The organism is Brachybacterium halotolerans (genome assembly GCF_016623465.1).
Taxonomy (GTDB): Bacteria; Actinomycetota; Actinomycetes; order Actinomycetales; family Dermabacteraceae; genus Brachybacterium; species Brachybacterium halotolerans.
Genome location: NZ_JAEDAJ010000002.1, coordinates 297562 through 315601, shown reverse-complemented (window position 1 = coordinate 315601; position 18040 = coordinate 297562). Strand labels below are relative to the sequence as shown.

The 18040-nt window shown below is 73.6% G+C and carries 15 protein-coding genes and 1 riboswitch; of the genes, 13 read left to right on the top strand and 2 right to left on the bottom strand.

Annotated features, from left to right (window positions below):
- The first annotated feature begins 46 nt into the window (after window positions 1-46).
- From I8D64_RS05565 to I8D64_RS05530, 8 genes are all read left to right on the top strand, one after another.
- Complete coding sequence (locus I8D64_RS05565) at window positions 47-1306, top strand: polyprenyl synthetase family protein (protein WP_200501515.1); 1260 nt, start codon at window positions 47-49, stop codon at window positions 1304-1306.
- Window positions 1303-2661, top strand: a complete 1359-nt coding sequence (locus I8D64_RS05560; RefSeq protein ID WP_343068446.1) for a cytochrome P450 — start codon at window positions 1303-1305, stop codon at window positions 2659-2661. The genes I8D64_RS05565 and I8D64_RS05560 overlap by 4 nt, the downstream gene beginning before the upstream one ends.
- Before the next feature lie 77 nt (window positions 2662-2738).
- A riboswitch (FMN riboswitch) is annotated at window positions 2739-2866 on the top strand.
- Window positions 2867-3022: 156 nt separating this feature from the next.
- Entirely contained in the window at window positions 3023-4195 is a 1173-nt protein-coding gene (locus tag I8D64_RS05555; protein ID WP_200501514.1) for a bifunctional diaminohydroxyphosphoribosylaminopyrimidine deaminase/5-amino-6-(5-phosphoribosylamino)uracil reductase RibD, read from the top strand.
- Window positions 4196-4299: 104 nt separating this feature from the next.
- A complete protein-coding gene (locus tag I8D64_RS05550; protein WP_200501513.1) occupies window positions 4300-4989 on the top strand; it encodes a riboflavin synthase in 690 nt (229 codons plus the stop codon).
- 35 nt (window positions 4990-5024) lie between these two features.
- Window positions 5025-6551 (top strand): 3,4-dihydroxy-2-butanone-4-phosphate synthase, encoded by a 1527-nt coding sequence (gene ribB, locus I8D64_RS05545; RefSeq protein ID WP_200501695.1) that lies wholly within the window; start codon window positions 5025-5027, stop codon window positions 6549-6551.
- The gene (gene ribH / locus I8D64_RS05540; protein WP_200501512.1) at window positions 6548-7099 is read left to right on the top strand and encodes a 6,7-dimethyl-8-ribityllumazine synthase; all 552 of its coding nucleotides are present in this window, start codon (window positions 6548-6550) and stop codon (window positions 7097-7099) included. Before ribB ends, ribH begins: the two co-directional genes overlap by 4 nt.
- Window positions 7100-7449: 350 nt before the next feature.
- Window positions 7450-7761 (top strand): hypothetical protein, encoded by a 312-nt coding sequence (locus I8D64_RS05535; RefSeq protein ID WP_200501511.1) that lies wholly within the window; start codon window positions 7450-7452, stop codon window positions 7759-7761.
- 30 nt (window positions 7762-7791) lie between these two features.
- Window positions 7792-8292 carry an endonuclease domain-containing protein gene (locus tag I8D64_RS05530; protein ID WP_200501510.1) on the top strand — a complete coding sequence of 167 codons (501 nt, stop codon included), beginning with the start codon at window positions 7792-7794 and terminating at the stop codon, window positions 8290-8292.
- Window positions 8293-8664: 372 nt separating this feature from the next.
- On the opposite strand, the gene I8D64_RS05525 is transcribed toward I8D64_RS05530, so the two are convergent.
- Complete coding sequence (locus tag I8D64_RS05525; RefSeq protein WP_200501509.1) at window positions 8665-10056, bottom strand: NAD(P)/FAD-dependent oxidoreductase; 1392 nt, start codon at window positions 10054-10056, stop codon at window positions 8665-8667.
- Window positions 10057-10363: 307 nt separating this feature from the next.
- Between I8D64_RS05525 and I8D64_RS05520 the strand changes: the two genes are divergently transcribed.
- A complete protein-coding gene (locus tag I8D64_RS05520; RefSeq protein WP_200501508.1) occupies window positions 10364-11572 on the top strand; it encodes a M20 metallopeptidase family protein in 1209 nt (402 codons plus the stop codon).
- 9 nt (window positions 11573-11581) lie between these two features.
- Here the strand turns inward: I8D64_RS05520 and I8D64_RS05515 are convergent, their stop codons facing one another.
- Window positions 11582-13762, bottom strand: coding sequence for a prolyl oligopeptidase family serine peptidase (locus I8D64_RS05515; protein WP_200501507.1), 2181 nt, complete (start codon window positions 13760-13762; stop codon window positions 11582-11584).
- Between the two features lie 379 nt (window positions 13763-14141).
- On the opposite strand from I8D64_RS05515, the gene I8D64_RS05510 reads away from it, so the two are divergent.
- Genes I8D64_RS05510 through I8D64_RS05495 form a run of 4 tightly spaced genes read left to right on the top strand, consistent with a single transcriptional unit; the run spans window position 14142 to window position 18019 of the window.
- Complete coding sequence (locus I8D64_RS05510) at window positions 14142-14786, top strand: ABC transporter permease (RefSeq protein ID WP_228359400.1); 645 nt, start codon at window positions 14142-14144, stop codon at window positions 14784-14786.
- 53 nt (window positions 14787-14839) lie between these two features.
- Window positions 14840-16078: an ATP-binding cassette domain-containing protein gene (locus tag I8D64_RS05505; protein ID WP_200501694.1), complete on the top strand. Its 1239-nt coding sequence runs from the start codon at window positions 14840-14842 to the stop codon at window positions 16076-16078.
- On the top strand, window positions 16071-16928 hold the full coding sequence (locus I8D64_RS05500; RefSeq protein ID WP_200501505.1) for an ABC transporter permease subunit: 858 nt from the start codon (window positions 16071-16073) through the stop codon (window positions 16926-16928). Before I8D64_RS05505 ends, I8D64_RS05500 begins: the two co-directional genes overlap by 8 nt.
- Before the next feature lie 2 nt (window positions 16929-16930).
- Window positions 16931-18019, top strand: coding sequence for a glycine betaine ABC transporter substrate-binding protein (locus I8D64_RS05495; protein WP_200501504.1), 1089 nt, complete (start codon window positions 16931-16933; stop codon window positions 18017-18019).
- The last annotated feature ends 21 nt before the right edge of the window (window positions 18020-18040 follow it).

Sequence of the window (18040 nt, the reverse complement as noted above, 5' to 3'; positions counted from 1 at the left end):
GGTCGCGAGGTGCAGGCACCATGCAGACAAGGGGACGATGGTGGAGATGAGCAGCGAGCCGATGGAGGAGATCGATGCCGTCGAGGACCAGGTCGACGTCGCGGCGCACGACGCTCGCGCCCCGGGGGATCTCCGCCTGGCCGGAGACGTCCCCGCCAGCTCGGGTGAGTCCGCGATGGACGTGAGCGAGGACGTCCGCCGGGCGACGGCGCGGCTGATGGACGAGGGTTCCCGGCGCGCACGCCGTCACGGAGGGGAGGTCCTGCAGCTCTGGGAGCTCGCCGCCGCGCAGCTCCCAGGAGGGAAGCTGCTGCGCCCGCGACTGCTGCTGGAGGCCTTCGACGCCCTGAGCGCGGACCTGCCCTCGCGCACGGGCCGTCCCGTCGCCGAACGCGCCGAGGCGGTGCGTCTCGCCGCGGCGCTCGAGGTGCTCCACTTCGCCTTCCTCCTCCACGACGACGTCATCGACAACGACCTCACCCGGCGCGGCCGCGCCAACCTCGTCGGCGCCCTGATCGCCCAGGAGCAGGGCTCCGGCTCGGCCGCGGATTCGGACTCGCGCTCGGACTCCGGCTCCGGCTCTGGCTCGGCGGGGACGGACGACCGCCGCAGCCACTGGGCCCGCAGCACCGCCGTCCTGGTCGGCGACCAGATGCTCGCCCTCGCCCACCAGGTGTTCGCGCGCGTCGACCTGCCCCGCTCCGAGCGTCTCGCGCTGCTGGACGCCTTGGGCGATGCTGTCGCCGAGTCCGCCGTCGGCGAGTTCCTCGACGTCTCGCTCAGCGACGGCATCGTCGCCCCCGAGACGGACGTGATCGCGGAGATGACCCGCACCAAGACGGCCACCTACAGCTTCGAGCTGCCCCTGCGCGCGGCCTGCGTCCTGGCCGGCGCCCCCGAGCCCGCACGCGATGCGCTCACGAGCGCCGGACGGCACCTGGGCATCGCCTTCCAGCATCAGGACGACGCCCTCTCCGTGTTCGGGTCCGCCGCCGAGCACGGCAAGGACCCCAGCTCCGACCTGCGCGAGGGAAAGCAGACGGCGATCACGGACTTCGCCCGCGGCACGCCCGACTGGCCGCTCATCGAGGCGGCCCTGGGAAGCCCAGACCTGTGCGCTCCCGACGGTCGGCACGTGCGCTCACTGCTCGCGGACTGCGGCGCCGAGGCGCACGTGCAGGCGCTCGCAGCGCGGGAGGTGGTGCAGGCGCGCGCCGTCCTCGCGGAGGCCCAGGACGTCGTCCCCGCACCCGCCGCCCGCGTGCTCGGCGCCGTGATCGAGGAGCTCGACGGGAGGTCGCGGTGAGCCGCGACCCCACCGGCTCCGACGACGCCCGCGCCGATCCCACCGGCTCCGGCGCCGATCCTGCCGGCTCCCGACGCTCGGATCGTCCCGAGGAACGCGGCTGCCCGCTGCACAGCGACATCCCCGGCGCGGGTCCCCTCGGCCTGCGGTCCCTGCTCCGGGGCCCGCGCGTCCCCGGCGCGGATCCGGGCACTGACCGGACGGGTGACGCCCGTGTCCCGCGCGTCTGGAGGATCCGATCGCACCCGGCGGCGCGCGAGGTGCTCCGGCGCCGCGAGGGCACGACGCAGGCAGGGTTCACCGCGGAGGCGATCCCGAGCGGCCGGCTGCGCCGCCACCCGATCCTGCTGTCCGACGGACCCGGCCACGACGCCCAGCGCCGCGCCGTCGGCCGCTTCTTCTCCCCGCAGGGCATCGAACGCTCCAGCGCGGAGACCATGGAGCGCGAGGCCGTCCGCCTCGTCGGCGAGGCGGTCCGCGAGGGCGGCTGCGACCTCGGTCAGCTCGCCCTGCTCTACTCGGTGGCGGTGAGCCGCGAGATCGTCGGCCTCACCGCCTCGCCCCTGGAGGCGATGTCGCGCCGGCTCGTGCGCCTGCAGCGGCAGCCGGACGTCGACCTGACCCGCCCGCGCTGGGGCCGCTCCCTGCCGCAGTGGGCGCTCGCCGCCGTCCGCGGGCTCGGACCGCTCGCCGCCTTCCACCTGCGCGACGTCCGCCCGGCGATCCGCCGGCGACGCCGACACCCCGCCGACGACGTGATCAGCCACCTGCTCGACCAGGGCGCGCGCGGCGCCGACATCCTCGTCGAATGCGTCACCTACGCGAGCGCCGGGATGATCACCACCCGCGAGTTCCTGGTGATGGCGTGCTGGCGCCTCCTGGACGACGAGGCGCTGCGCACGGAGTTCCTCGCCGGCGACCGCGAGGAGAAGGCCGCGATCCTGCGGGAGATCATCCGGCTCGAGCCCGTGGTCGGGCACCTCTACCGCCGCGCGCGGGAGCCCTTCGACGTGTCCGGATGCCCCGCGTCGGCCGACGTCCGGCCCGGTGACCTGATCGACGTCCACGTCCGGGACGCCAACGCGGACGCGCAGGTCATGGGGGAGGATCCGCTCGAGATCAGGCCCCACCGCCCGCTGCCGCGCGGGGTCTCGCCGGCCGGGTTCAGCTTCGGCGCGGGGCCCCATCGCTGCCCCGGCGAGCACCTCGCGATCACCGAGTCGGCGGTGCTGCTGGAGCATCTGCTCGACGCCGCCCCGCGCCTCGCATGTGCCCCCGAGATCGCCTGGGACGACGTCGTCGCCGGATACCGCCTGCACGGCATGAGGGTCGAGTTCCCCGACCGCGTCGCCTGAGGGCTGGGCAGTGTTCACACCGCGACACCGACTTCTCGAGCACCCGGATCGCGGTGCTAGTGTCGCTCGCGAATGAACCACATTCTCCGGGGTCAGTGAAACTCTGAACCGGCGGTGACAGTCCGCGACCCGGCTCCCTCGGGAGCCGGTTGACCTGGTGGAACTCCAGGACCGACGGTAAAAGTCCGGATGGGAGGAGATGTGGCGTCGCTGTGCGCGGCGTCGGCTCGCCGTCGTCCGCCCCGGTGACGCTTCTGCCGCCGTGCCATCGCCCCGGACCACCGCCGATCCGGAGGCTTCCGTGCATGGGCACCACACGCCCCCATCCGCTGCAGCCGCGACGCCCGACGAGCGCGCCGCGATGGACCGCGCGCTCGCGCTCGCCGCCCGCGGTCTCGCCGAGGACGCGAACCCCCGCGTGGGCTGCGTCCTCCTCGCGGCCGACGGGACGACCCTCGGCGAGGGCTGGCACCGCGGCGCCGGCACGCCCCACGCCGAGGTCGCGGCCATCGCCGACGCGCGCTCCCGAGGCGGCGAGACCCGGGGCGCGACGGCCGTGGTCACCCTCGAACCCTGCGCGCACACCGGCCGCACCGGCCCCTGCACGAGGGCGCTGCGCGACGCCGGGATCGCCCGCGTCGTCTTCGCCCTGGCCGACCCCGGCGCCGCCTCGGGCGGAGGCGCCCGCGAGCTCGCGGCGGCCGGCGTCGACGTGGTGGGCGGCCTGCGGGAGGAGCAGTCGCGCGAGCTCCTGGGCGGCTGGCTCGCGCGGGCCGCCCGGGCGGCCGCCGACGGGGCGTCGGAGCCGGACCGGGCGACAGCCCCGGAGCAGGCACCGGACTCCGAGCAGGGACCGAGTCCCGAGCCGACCACCGTGCACCTCGTGCTGAAGATGGCGACGAGCCTGGACGGCAAGGTCGCCGCGGCCGACGGCACCAGCCGGTGGATCACCGGCGAGGCCTCCCGCGCCCACGCCCACACGGTGCGCGCCCGGACCGACGCGATCATCGTCGGCACGGGCACCGTGCTCGCCGACGACCCGTCGCTCACCGCCCGGCCGGACCCTGCCGCCCGGCGGGACGCTGCCGCCCGGCGGGACGCTGCCGCTGGTCCCGAAACTTTCGCGCAGCCCCGACCTTCCGCGTCCAGCCAGCCGCTGCGCGTCGTCGTCGGACGTCGCGACGTCCCCGAGGACGCTGCAGTGCGCGGCACCGACGGGCGATTCCTGCACCTGCGTACGCACGAGCCGCAGGAGGTCCTCGCCGCGCTCGCCGCCCGCGGCGTCGGCCACGCCGTGCTGGAGGGCGGGCCGGGGCTCGCCACCGCCTTCCTCCGCGCCGGCCTGATCGACGAGATCCACGCCTACCTCGCGCCCCTGCACCTCGGGGCGACCGGCCGATCGGCGATCTCCGACCTCGGCATCCCGACCCTCGCCGACGCCCCGCGCTGGCACACCGAGGACGTGCAGCGCCTGGGCGAGGACGTGCTCCTCATCGCCCGTCGGACCGCTCCCGCACCTGGCTCGGGGACCTGATCCCCGCCCCCGTCGTCCGCTCGCCCACGCCCCACCCGTCGCCCATCCACCACCGGACTCACCACCACCGGACCGCCCACCGTCCGCTCCCGGAAGGAGACCCCATGTTCACCGGCATCGTCGAGGAGATCGGCACCCTCGAGACCCTCACCCCGCTGCCCGGCGGCGAGGCCCGCCTGCAGCTGCGCGGCCCGCTCGCCGCGTCCGACGCCCGCCTCGGCGACTCGATCGCGGTCGACGGCGTGTGCCTCACCGTGGTCGACCTCACCGGCGACGGCGGATTCGCGGTCGACGCGGTCCCCGAGACCCTGCGCCGCACCGCTCTGCGCGACGTCGCCCCCGGCGCGCGCGTGAACCTCGAACGCGCGCTGCGGGCCGACGCCCGTCTCGGCGGCCACATCGTCCAGGGGCACGTCGACGGCGTCGCCACCCTGCGCAGCCGCCGCGACGGCGGACGCTGGGTCGACCTCGTCTTCGCCATCGATCCCGCGCTCGCGCCGCTGATCGCCGAGAAGGGCGCGATCACCGTCTCCGGCGTCTCCCTCACGGTCACGTCCGCGGGCGAGGACAGCTTCGGCGTCTCCCTCATCCCCGCGACACTCGAGGCCACCACCCTGGGCGGCCTCGACGAGGGGGGCCTGGTGAACATCGAGGTCGACGTGCTCGCGCGATACGTCGCGCGTCTGCAGCAGACCGGCGCGGTCGGGGCCCACGCACCTGATCAGGCCGTCCCCGACGTGCCCGGCGTGGCAGAGGCCCCCGACGTGCCCGAGGCCGAGGCGGCGCGGCGATGAGCGGGACGACGCCGACGACAGCCGGGACGACGCCGATGACGGACACGACGGCTCCCGGGGCCCTGATCCCCGGGACGCGCGAGGCCCGGATCGACGCGGCGCTCGCGGAGCTGCGCGCGGGTCGGCCCGTGCTCGTCGCGGACTCGGAGGACCGCGAGAACGAGGTCGACGCCATCATCTCCGCCCAGCTCGCGACCCCGCGGTGGGTGGGTTGGATGGTGCGACGGACGTCCGGCTACCTGTGCGCGCCCATGCCCGCCGAGATCGCGGATCACCTCGAGCTGCCGCTCATGGTGCCCCGCACCGAGGACTCCCTGCGCACCGCGTACACCGTGAGCGTCGACGCCGCGCGCGGTGTCACCACCGGGATCTCTGCGAGCGACCGCGCCACGACGCTGCGCGCCCTCGCCGATCCCCGGGCCGTGCCCGCGGACCTCATCCGCCCCGGCCACGTGATCCCGCTGCGCGCCGTGCCCGGTGGCGTCGGCGAGCGGCCCGGGCACACCGAGGCCGCGGTCGACCTGTGCCGCGCCGCAGGCCTCCCGCCCGTCGGCGCGATCGGGGAGCTGGTCAGGGACGACGGCGAAGTCATGCGGCTCGAGGAGGCGAGCGTCCTCGCCGCCGACGAGGGACTCGTGCTGCTCACGATCGCGGACCTCGTCGACGGACTCGCGGGGCACCCGGGTGACCGCGGGCGTGCAGGGCAGGACGCGGGGCAGGAGGAGTCGCGCAGCGTCGGGCCCGAGCCTCGGGCCGCAGCGCCGGCTCGCGTCGAGCACACGGGCAGCGCCGACCTGCCGACGCGGCACGGCGCGTTCCGTATCCACGGCTTCCGCGACCTGCGCACGGGCGCCGACCACGTCGCCCTGGTGGCGGACCCGCCCGAGCGCCCGGCCGAGGCGGTTACGGCGGTCCCGGCGCACCCGGCACCCGCGGCGCATCCGGCACCCGCGGCGCATCCGGCACCCGCGGCGCATCCGGCACCCGCGGCGGCACCGGCTTCCGCGGTGGCCCCGGCGCTGGTCCGCGTGCATTCGGAGTGCCTGACGGCGGAGGCGTTCGGCTCCCTGCGGTGCGAGTGCGGGCCGCAGCTCGAGGAGTCGCTGCGCCAGGTCGCCGAGCGCGGCGGCGCCGTCATCTATCTGCGCGGGCACGAGGGCCGCGGCATCGGCCTGCTCGAGAAGATCGCCGCGTACGACCTGCAGGACCACGGATTCGACACCCTCACCGCCAATCTGGAGCGCGGTTTCGAGGGCGACCTGCGGGAGTACGGAGCGGCCGCCGCGATCCTCCGCGACCTGGGCCTCGAGCACGTCGACCTGCTGACCAACAATCCGCAGAAGGCGCAGGAGCTCGCGCGGCACGGGATCGACGTGGCCCGCACGACCCGGCTGCTCGTCGGCCGCACCCCGCACAACGCCCGCTACCTGCGCACCAAGGCCGAGGCGATGGGGCACCTCATCCCCCTCGACACCACCACGACCCAGGCCACCGCAACCCAGGCCGCCACAACACAGGCCAGCACACCTCTCACCACCACAGGAAGGACACCCCAGTCATGAGCGGAGCAGGAGCGCCCCAGCTGAACACGGACGGCAGCGACCTGAGGGTCGTGATCGTCGCCGCGAGCTGGCACGAGCAGATCATGAACGGACTGATCGACGGCGCCGCGCGCGCCCTGGAGGAGGCGAAGGTCAGCTCGGTCGACCTGGTCCGCGTCCCGGGCTCGTTCGAGCTGCCGGTCGCCGCCCTCCACGCCGCGGCCTCGGCCGACGCGGTCATCGCGCTCGGCACCGTGATCCGCGGCGGCACCCCGCACTTCGAGTACGTGTGCCAGGCCGCCACCCAGGGGCTCACCGACGTCACCCTGCGCACGGGCATCCCCATCGGATTCGGCCTGCTGACCTGCGACACCGAACAGCAGGCCCTCGACCGCGCCGGCCTCGCGGGCTCCATCGAGGACAAGGGGGCGGAGGCCGCCGAGGCCGCCGTCGCGACCGCCAACGTCACCCGTCGTCTGCAGGAGGAGGCGGAGAGCTCGGGCCGGCCGATCGGCAGGTCCGCGCCCCGCGCCGGAGGCGTCGGCTTCCGCATCGCCGGGGTCGACTGAGTCCGCAGGCGTCGACTGAGCGCGCAGATGCGGGTGGACGCGCACGTCGCGTGGTCGGCCGCGCGGGCCCGCGTCGCCGTCTCGGCGCGAGTCCCCGGGCACCCCGTGCACTTCGCGTAGCAGGAGGTCGGGTCACGACGAATAGAGCACGTCACCCGACCCATGACTACGCGTAGTGCACACCCTTGCTCGAGACCCGGCGGAGAGAGGGCAGTGCGCCCGTCGGCGCCGCGCCGAAGACGCAGCGGGACGGGCACCGCGAGTCCTCCCCAACCCCGGGGTGGGCGCTGTCATCCACAATCGGCGCGGAAGGCTGGTGGGGGCACTGCGCACGGCAGAGGCTCCGCGACATGGAATCGGAGCACAAGAAGGAATTGCACGTGATCCCGTCGTCCGTGCGCGAGGACAGCGGGATCTCCCGCCGAGTGATCGCGCGAGAGATCGCGCAGGGGACGCTCGTCCAGCTCGGGCGCGGATGGTACGGAACGCCGGAGACCCCCGCGAAGGTTGCCCGAGCGTTGAAGATCGGGGCCCGCCTCACCTGCGGGGACGCCCTGGAGTTGCACGGCGTCTGGATGGTGCGCGACGAGAAGCTGCATGTGGCGACCCTGCGCGGGGAGAAGCCGCGCACCCCTGATCGTGGCGTCGTGCCCCACAAGTAACAGCACCGCTGGCCCGACTTCGAGCCGATCATGCCGATCCGCATCGCACTGGACCGCCTCGCGCGTTGCCGCGGAGCGGAGGACGCGGCGATCGCCTTCGAGTCCGTGGCGAACCAGGGGTTGCTGAGCGCGGACGAGATCGACGGGGTGCTCGCGGGTCTGCCGGTGAAGCTGCGCGAGAGCATCGGTGTCATCGACCCGCGTGCCCAGTCGGGCACGGAGACTCGGGTGCGCAGGTACCTGCAGCGCCTGGGGGTTCGAGTGGAGCCGCAGTGGTACGTCGACACCGTGGGCCGCACCGACATCCGTGTGGGTGAGCGTCTGATCATCGAATGCGACAGCGCTGCCTACCACACGGACCCGGATGCGTACGCGGAGGACCGGCGCCGGGATCAGCTGCTGATCGCGCAGGGTTATGTGGTTCTACGGTTGACCTGGGAGGACGTCATCGAGGAGTGGGAACGGACCCGTGAGCTTCTGAGGTCCATCGTCGCCCACCGTCTGCACCGCAAGCGTCGGTCACTGCGCTGAGGACAAGGCTCGCTGCGACGAGGGGCCGAGGGGCGACCGCCGGACGGGGCGACACCGCGGCGTTGACACGGGTCTCCGGGTGCCCCGTGCACTTCGCGTAGCAGGAGGTCGGGTCACGACGAATAGAGCACGTCACCCGACCTATGACTACGCGTAGTGCACGCCCCCGCTGGAGACCGCCCGCCGAGTGCCCGCGATCCGCAGATCGACGACGTTCCAGTCCCCGGGGGCAGCCGCGCCGGTACTGTCCGGGCGCGGCAGTCAACCGGTCGCGCATACCAGGCAGTCAACCGGTCGCGCCCAGCCAGTCGGCCGACCGCGCCCAGGCAGTCGACCTGCCCCACCCAGGCACCGGCCGGGCCCAGCCCGGGCTCAGCTGTGCTGCTTGTCGGGGCCGAACAGGCGGTGCTGGGCCTCTTCGCGGAAGGTCGTGGCGGCGGCGATCGAGTCGACCTCGCCGACCACGGGGTTCGGCTGGTGGGTGGCGCGGGTGCCGGCGTACAGGCTCAGCAGGTTCATCGAGACCGCGCGCTGGTTGCGGTGCCCCAGCAGCTTGGTGACGTGCACGCCCAGCCAGGCGAACCAGCCCACCGTGCCGGAGAGGCCGATCGAGCCGGCGATCGGCAGGTCGGGCAGCTCGGTGATGGCGGCGCGGCGGCCGATCGTGGCCATGGTGCCCAGGTCCACGTAGTGGAAGGGCTTCTTGTCCTTGCCCTGGGCGCGGACGTCGGCGTCGATCATGCGGGCGACGGCGCGGCCGGACTGGATGGCGGGCTGCGCGAGCTGCGGGAGGGCGTTCTCGCCGCCGGCGATGTCGCCGGCCGCGTACACGCCGGGGAAGCCCTTGACCTGCAGGTTCTCGTCGACGTCGAGGCGTCCGCGCGAATCCTGGGGCAGGCCCCAGTCCTTGACGGTCTCCGCGATCGCGACGCCCGCGGCCCACACGGTGATGTCGGACTCGAGGATCGAGCCGTCGTCGAGCTCGACGAAGTCGTAGCCCACGGACTTCACGCCGTGGCCCAGGCGCAGCTCGACGCCGCGGGCCTCGAGCTCCTCGGCCGCGTACTCGCGGAACTCCTCTCGGAACTCCTTGATGAGCTCGCCGCCGCGCTGAAGCAGCGTGATCTGGAGAGTGCCCGGGTCCATCTCCGGGTAGAGGATGTCCAGCTCCTGCATGCGGAAGTCCGCGAGGGCGCCGGCGATCTCCACGCCCGTCGGCCCGCCGCCGACGATCGAGACGTGCACCCGGTCGGTGTCCTCGATGCGGCTGGTGCGCTCGAGCTCGGAGAACACGCGGTCACGGATGGCGATCGCCTGGGAGCGCGTGTACATCGGCATCGCGTGCTCCTCGGCGCCCGGGGTGCCGAAGTACGTGGTGGTCGCGCCGTTGGCGAGGACCAGGTAGTCGTAGGAGAGCTCGTCGGGGCTGTCCGTGCCGTTCTCGAGGCGCACGACCTTCTGCTCCGGGTCGACGCCCACGACCTCGCCCTGGCGGTAGCGCATGTTCGGCACGTTCAGCGACAGGCCGCGCAGGAACATGGTGACGTCGCCCGGGTTCAGGCCGGCGGTCGCGACCTGGTACAGCAGCGGCTGGAACGTCTTGTAGACGTTGCGGTCGATGAGGGTGACGCGCACGCGGGTGTCGCGCAGGCCCAGCACGGCGTTGGCGCCGGCGAAGCCACCGCCGATGATGATGACGTGAGGCCAGCTCGCGCCGTCCTTGGCAGGAACGGTCCGGCGACTGCCGAAGGGGAACTCGAACATCTTTCTCCTCGATGGACGGGATGGAGACGTGTCGGCGGCGGGCACGCCTGGGGGTTGGCGGGCGCGAGGATCACGGCGGGCGGACATCCCAGGGGGCGTGAGCATCGACCGCGTCCCCGGAGGCTGTCCTCCACGACGGTATCGAGGGCCGGATCGATGCTAGTCCACTCCTCCGTCGCGGTCTCCACCCCGGGCGTGGAAAGAGAAGGCGATCACCTCCTGCGCGCCACCAGTGTGGCACCCGCGACGCGCAGGCGCACCGATCCGGGCAGACTGGACCCGATCCGACGACGACCGAGGAGACCTCATGCCCGCACCGTTCGCCCTCCCCGACGGCTTCCTCGCCGACCTCCAGGCGCTGCGCCGGGACCTGCACGCCCATCCCGAGGTCGGGCTGCAGCTGCCGTGGACCCAGGAGAGGGTCCTGCGCGAGCTCGAGGGCCTCGGGCTCGACGGCGACCGCCTCGAGATCATCCAGGGCCGTGACCTGACCTCGGTGGTGGGCGTGCTGCGCGGCGGCAGACCGGGACCGGTGACCCTGCTGCGCGGCGACATGGACGCGCTCCCCATCACCGAGGCGACGGGCCTGCCCTTCGCCTCGACCAACGGGGCGATGCACGCGTGCGGGCACGACCTGCACGTGGCCGGACTCGTCGGCGCCGCCCGCCTCCTCGCCGCGCGGATCGACGAGCTGCCGGGCACCGTGATCCTCATGTTCCAGCCGGGAGAGGAGGGGTACGACGGGGCCGGCCGCATGCTCGCCGAGGGGCTCCTGGACGTCGCCGGCGAGCGTCCCACCAGCGCCTTCGGCATCCACGTCCACGCCGATTCGCCGACGGGGCGGATCGGGGTGCGCGGCGGCACCCTGATGGCCGCCTACTCGATCCTCGAGGTGACGGTGCTGGGCACCGGGGGCCACGGCTCGCGTCCGCAGGAGGCCCGCGACCCCGTGCCCGCCGCCGCGGAGATCGTGCTCGCCCTGCAGACCGAGGTCACCCGCCGCTTCAGCGTCTTCGACCCGGTCGTGGTCACCGTCGGCGAGCTCCATGCCGGATCCGCCCCGAACGTGATCCCCGAGCGGGCGCGGCTGCGCGCCGGCGTGCGCACGTTCAGCGCCGAGGCCGTCCGACGCGCTGCGCGCGAGCTGCCCGAGCTGGTGCGCCACGTGGCCGCCGCCCACGGACTCGAGGCGGAGGTCGAGTTCCGGGAGGTCCTTCCCGCGACGGTGAACGACGCCGCCGCCGCCGAGGAGTTCTCGCGCGTGGCGCGCGACCTGTTCGGCGAGGAGCGCGTCGAGCAGCTCGAGCGGCCCCGCACGGGATCCGAGGACTTCTCGCGCGTGCTGGAGGCGGTGCCCGGCGCCTACGGCTTCGTGGGCGTGGCCGCCGACTGGGACCCCGAGCACCCGCCGGCCTCGAACCACTCCGCGTACGCGATGTTCGACGACTCGGTGCTCGCGGACCAGGCGCTGCTGCTCGCGACGCTCGCCTGGGAGGCGCTCACGAGCGGCCGCTGAGCGTCGCGCTCATGCCCGGCCGCTGAACGCCTGCTCCCACCAGTCCTGGATCGCGGCGAAGCGCTGCAGACGGTGCCGGGGGCGGCCGGAGCGGGTGAGCTCGTGGTCCTCGCCGGGGAACACCAGCATCGAGGACGGCACCCCGTTGCGGCGCAGCGCCGCGAAGTAGCGGGTGCCCTGCTCGAGCGGGCAGCGCAGGTCCTGCTCGGAGTGGATGACGAAGGTGGGCGTGCGCACGTCGCCCACGTGCGCGAACGGGCTCTGCCGCGCGATGTCGGCCGGGTCGGTGCCCACGTACTCGTCGCCGAAGTACGAGCCGATGTCGCTCGTGCCCTGGAAGCTCGCCGGATCGAGGAAGCCGCGCTCGACGATCGCCGCGGCGAAGCGATGGTCGTGGGCGATGGTCCACGCGGTGAGGTAGCCGCCGTAGGAGCCGCCCATGATTCCCGGGCGCGAGGCGTCCAGCCGGCCCGGATGCTCCGCGGCGTCGGCCGCGATCGCGCCCTCGAGGAAGTCGATGACGTCGGCGAAGTCGTCGGTGCCCATGCGGTGCCTGATCGCGCGACCGTGCGCCCGTCCGTACCCGGCGGAGCCGCGCGGATTGCAGTAGGCGACCGCGTACCCGGCACCCGCGAGCACCTGCACCTCGTCGAAGACGCTGACGCCGTAGTGCGCGAACGGTCCGCCATGGATTATGAGGATCACGGGGAAGGGGCCCTCGCCCTCGGGCACCGCGAGCCAGCCGTGGACCGGGTGACCATCGCGGCCGGCCACCTCGAGCTCGCGCGGGGCGACGAGCCCGCAGGCGCGCAGGTCGGCACCCAGGTCGGTGAGCACGCGAGGGGCCGACGGCAGGGCACGCGCCGCGTCCGCGTCGGACTCGCCCGGCGCCGGGACCTGCACCTGCACGAGCTCGCCCGCGCTGGTGGGGGTCGAGACGGCGGCGAGGACCACGACCTCGCCGGCCCGTCCGAGCGGGGAGACGGCCGCGGCGCCGTGCGCCTCGAGGTCGCCGCCGAGCACCTCCTGCGTGGTGCCGTCGCGGGAGACCAGGTGCAGGTGGATGCGCCCGCGCGTCAGCTCGTGGACGAGCACCCGATCGCCCGCCGTCTCGAGTGGCCCGGCTGAGGTCAGCTCGAGCTGCTCGGGATCCGTGATCCGGCGCGGACGGCCGGACGCGGAGCCGCTCGGCGGGTCCAGCAGCCAGACGGCGCGGTCCGGCGCGATCGCGTCACGGCCGTCGATCGGCTCGGAGGCGAGCAGGGCGAGAGCGCCGCCGGGGAGCGCGACGAGCTGGTCGATCGAGAGGCCGTCGGCCTCCTCCAGCAGGATCGATGCGGACGACGGGGTCCCGGCATCGATCGCGACGAGCACCGAGCGCAGGTCGCGCACGTCGGACTCGAGGCGGTCGCGCACCGCGAGCACGCGCGTGCCGTCGGTGTCGAAGGCGAGCGCCGTGTGATCGTCCGGGCCCTCGGTGAGCTGCACGACCGTGCCGGGAGCAGGGGAGGCGTCTTCGGCCCCGTCGGCGCCCTCGGCCCCGTCGGACTCGGCGGGACCGCGAACCCCGTCGGCCCCGCCCTCGCTGCCCGTCCCCACCCGCGGCGCCTGCGGGTACTCGGGCTCGTCGTCCAGGGACGGCAGGTCCAGGACGTGCACCTGGCGGGATCGGTCGATGCTCCAGCCCACGCCGTTGGCGTGCCAGCGCACGCTGTCCACCCGCCGCGCGGGCTCCGCATCGGGGCCGATGCCGTCGACGGTGCCGTAGCGACCGGGCTCCGGGATCCGCGCGAGGAACGCGAGGCGGGAGCCGTCGGGCGAGAAGACGAACTCCCCGACGCCCAGCGGGGCGTCCGTGACCTTCATCGGCTCGCCGCCGCGGGGATCCAGGAGATGGATCTGCGCGCGGCCGCGCGCGTCGGGTCGCAGGAAGGCGAGGACGGAGCCGTCGGGGGAGAGACGGGGCGCGGAGTCGGAGATCCCGCGGGTGAGGCGCCGGGCTGCGCCGCTCTCCCGCCGCGGAGCCCCGTGCCTGCGGCCGGCGCCGTCGAGCTCGAACCTCCAGAGCTGGCCGACGCTCCGGTCGGCCCCCTCGTCCGGATGGGAGACGGCGACGATCGCGAAGCTCGCGTCGGGAGCGAGGGCGGGTGTGGAGACGGAGAGCAGGTGGCGGATGTCCGAGGGGTGCACGCCCTCGAACCTACAGCGCTGGGCGAGCGGCGCCCGATCGTGACGTGATCGTGACCGTTCACGCGGCGCTCGTCGGCGAAAAGCGGCGCTGACCGCCCATGACGCCGCTCCGAGGCGCCACTCCACGGCGCGCGCCGTCGCCCCGCTTCCTCCCGGTATGAGAGGTTTCGTCGGCCTCCGCGGTTTGAGGTGGGGCGCGCGGCACCCTACGGTCGACGAGGCATTGCAGCGCGTGACGACCGATGCGATCGCCGGGCCGCGTTGCCGCCACGGACCGGAAGGATCCGTGCGGCCGACCGGAGAATCTTCCCGTCACCGCCCACGAGCAGCATTGTCCGGCCCACAGACCCCGACCCCCGACGAGAGCGCAGGCGATTCCGTGGACTTCGGCGAATTCCTCAGCTCCCGCTCGAGCGAGATCCTGTTCGCCGCCGCCCAGCACTTCAGCCTCGTCGCCCAGTCCGTCGTCCTCGCGACGGTCATCGCGGTCGCGATCGCCGCGCTCGTGCACCGCTCGAGCCTCGGCCGCGCCGCCGCCAACTCGGTGAGCGCCGTCGGGCTCACCATCCCGTCCTTCGCCCTCATCGGCCTGATGGTCGCGCCCTTCGGCTTCGGGGTGAAGCCCGCGGTCATCGTGGTCGTCTTCTTCGCGGCGCTGCCCATCCTGCGCAACGCCATCGTGGGCCTCGCCGGGGTGGATCCGGCGCTCGTCGAATCGGCGCGGGGCCTGGGCATGAGCCGGCTGGGCATCTTCTTCCGCGTCGAGCTGCCGCTGGCCTGGCCCGTGATCCTCAGCGGAGTGCGCGTCTCCGCCCAGATGGTCATGGGCGTCGCGGCGGTCGCCGCCTACGTGCTCGGCCCCGGGCTGGGCGGCTTCATCTTCCAGGGCCTCTCGCGCCTCGGCGGTGCCGGGGCGATCGAGTCGGTGGTGACCGGCACCGTCGGCGTCATCCTCCTGGCCCTCATCCTCGACCTCCTGCTGCTGGGCCTCGGCAGGCTCACGACCTCGAAGGGCATCCGGTGACCGACTCAGACCCCCGCACCCAGACCACCGCCGCCGCGGAATCCGCCTCCGGCGTGGCATCGGGCCGCTCGATCTTCCTGGACGCCGTCACCAAGCGGTACCCCGGGCAGAAGCGCCCGGCCGTCGACGGCGTCACCCTCGAGATCCCCGAGGGCCAGGTCGTCATGCTCGTCGGCCCCTCCGGCTGCGGCAAGACGACCACGCTGAAGATGATCAACCGCCTCATCGAGCCCACCGAGGGGCGCATCGTGCTGGGCGGCGAGGACGTCACCACGATCAACGGCGACGAGCTGCGCCGCCGCATCGGCTACGTCATCCAGGCCGGCGGCCTGTTCCCGCACATGACCGTCGCCCAGAACGTCGCGCTCGTGCCCAAGATGCTGGGCTGGGACAAGGCCCGCATCGCCGAGCGCGTCGAGGAGCTGCTCGAGCTGGTCGGCCTCGACCCCGACGTCTACCGCTCGCGGTTCCCCAAGGAGCTCTCGGGCGGGCAGCAGCAGCGCGTGGGCGTGGCCCGGGCGCTCGCCGCGGACCCGCCCGTGCTGCTCATGGACGAGCCCTTCGGCGCCGTCGACCCGATCACCCGCCAGCGCCTGCAGGACGAGCTGATCCGCATCCAGCAGGAAGTGCGCAAGACGATGGTCATCGTCACCCACGACTTCGACGAGGCCGTGAAGCTCGGCGACTGGATCGTGGTCTTCCGCGAGGGCGCGCAGATCGTCCAGTACGACACCCCCGAGCGGATCCTCGCCGAGCCGGCCGACGAGTTCGTCGAGAACTTCATCGGCTCGGGCGCCGCCCTCAAGCAGCTGGGCCTGCGCCGCGTGCGGGAGGTCGAGGCGGCCGACGCGGTCGTCGCGCACGCCGGCGGCAACGCCGCGGAGGCCCTGCGCCGCGCCGAGCAGGCGGGCCACAACCACGCGGTCGTGGTCGACGAGCGCGGACGCCCCATCTCCTGGCCCTCGCGCCGCGAGCTCTCCCGCATGACGCGCCTGCCCACCGAGCTCGACCCGGCGCTGCCCGTCGTCGGCTCGGGCGCGACCCTCAACGACGCCCTGGACACGATGCTCGTCTCGAGCGCCGGCGCCACCCTGGTCACCGGCCGCGGCGGCGTCTTCGAGGGGGTCGTGGACGTCGAGACCATCATGGACGCGATCACCATGGCCCGTCAGAGCGCCGCCGAGCGCTCGAGCGAGGCCCCGGTGGGCACCAACACCGGCGCGGTCGACGTGGTCATCGACGACGAGGGCGCCGCCGTCACCTCCCCGCAGGGATCGGCCCGCGATGACTGAGCGCCCGACGACCGACACCGCCGCCCAGGCCACCGACGATGCCGCGATCGATGCCGCGGCCGACGCGGCAGCCGCGGCCGGCTCGACCGACGCGACCGACGCGGCAGATGCGGACCGCGCGCCCGCTCCGCGCCCGTGGCGCCCGCTCATCGTGCAGATCCTGGTGCTGCTCGCGATCCTCGTGGTCTACGGCGCCTGGCTGATGCTCGCGCCGCTCACGGCCACCGAGCGCAACACCCTGAACCCCTCGACGATCCTCGAGCTCACCGGCCAGCACCTCGCCCTCACCCTGGTGGCGACCGTGATCGTGCTGGTGATCGGCGTGCCGCTGGGGATCCTGCTGACCCGCGGCCCCTTCCGGAAGATCGCGGAGCCCGTGCTGGCCGTGGCGAACTTCGGGCAGGCCGCCCCGGCCGTCGGCCTCATCGTCCTGCTCGCCGCCTTCGTGCCCAACGGGTTCCAGGCCTCGATCATCGCCCTGGTGCTCTACGCGATCCTGCCGGTGCTGCGGAACACGATGATCGGCGTGCGCGGCGTCGACCAGCGCCTGGTCGAGGCGGGGCGGGGGATGGGCATGACCGCCTTCGCCGTGCTGCTGCGCGTCGAGCTGCCGCTCGCGGTGCCGGTCATGCTCTCCGGCGTGCGCACCGCGCTCGTCCTGCTGGTGGGCACGGCCTCGCTCGCCGCCTTCGTCAACGGCGGCGGCCTGGGCCTGCTGATCACCACCGGCATCAACCTGTACCTGTTCAAGGTCCTGATCTCCGGCGCGCTGCTGGTCGCGGTGCTCGCCCTGATCGTGGACTGGGCCGGCCGCGTCGTCGAGCACGTCGCCCGACCGAAAGGACTGTGAGCATGCACGAGACCACGCCCACCGGCCGGCCGAGCAGCCGGCCCGCCGACCGCCCGGACGCCGGATTCTCGCGCCGCTCCGTCGGCTACTCGATCGGCGGCCGCCGTCTCAGCCGCCGACGGCTCGGAGCCCTCGCGGCGCTCGGCCTGCTCCCGCTCGCCGGCTGCGGGCTGCGCCCCGCGACCGCGTACACGCCGGACGTCGCCCCCGGGAAGATCAAGCGCATCGACGACCTCGCCCAGGGCGCACGCATCACCGTCACCGGGAAGAACTTCACCGAACAGCTGATCCTCGGCAAGATCGGCGTGATCGCCGCCCGCGCCGCCGGCTTCGAGGTCGACGACCTCACCAACGTCCCCGGCAGCGTCCCCGTGCGCGAGCTGATGACCAACGGCGGGGCCGACATGACCTGGGAGTACACGGGCACCGCGTGGCTCACCTACCTGGGCGAGACCAAGGGCATCCCCGACAAGAAGAAGCAGTGGCAGGCCGTGCACGATGCGGACCTGGACAACGGCCTCACCTGGCTGCCGCCCGCGCCGCTGAACAACACTTATGCCCTCGCGGTGCGCAGCGAGGCCGTCGAGGAGCTGGGCGGCATCACGAAGCTCAGCCAGCTCGAGGACCTTCCCGTGGAGGACCGGACCATCTGCGTGGAGTCGGAGTTCAACTCCCGGGCCGACGGACTCGTGCCGCTGCTGAAGGCCTACGACATCCCGCGCGGGAAGGACGACGGCGTCCCCGCGGGCAACATCAGCCTCTACGACACGGGCGCCGTGTACACCGCGACGGACCGCGGCAGCTGCAACTTCGGCGAGGTCTTCACGACCGACGGGCGCATCCAGAGCCTGGACCTGAAGATCCTCGAGGACGACCGACACTACTTCCCGGCGTACAACGTGGCCCCTGTGCTGCGCACCGAGACGCTGACGAAGCATCCGCAGCTCCAGGACGTCTACGAGACCGTGACGCCCGAGCTCACCGATGACGCCCTGCGCTCGCTGAACCTGCGGGTCGACGAGGGCGGGGAGCTGCCGGCGGACGTCGCCTTCGACTTCATGGTCGAGCAGGGGCTGGTGTCCCGGCCGTAGGGCGCTCCCGCCGCGGACCCG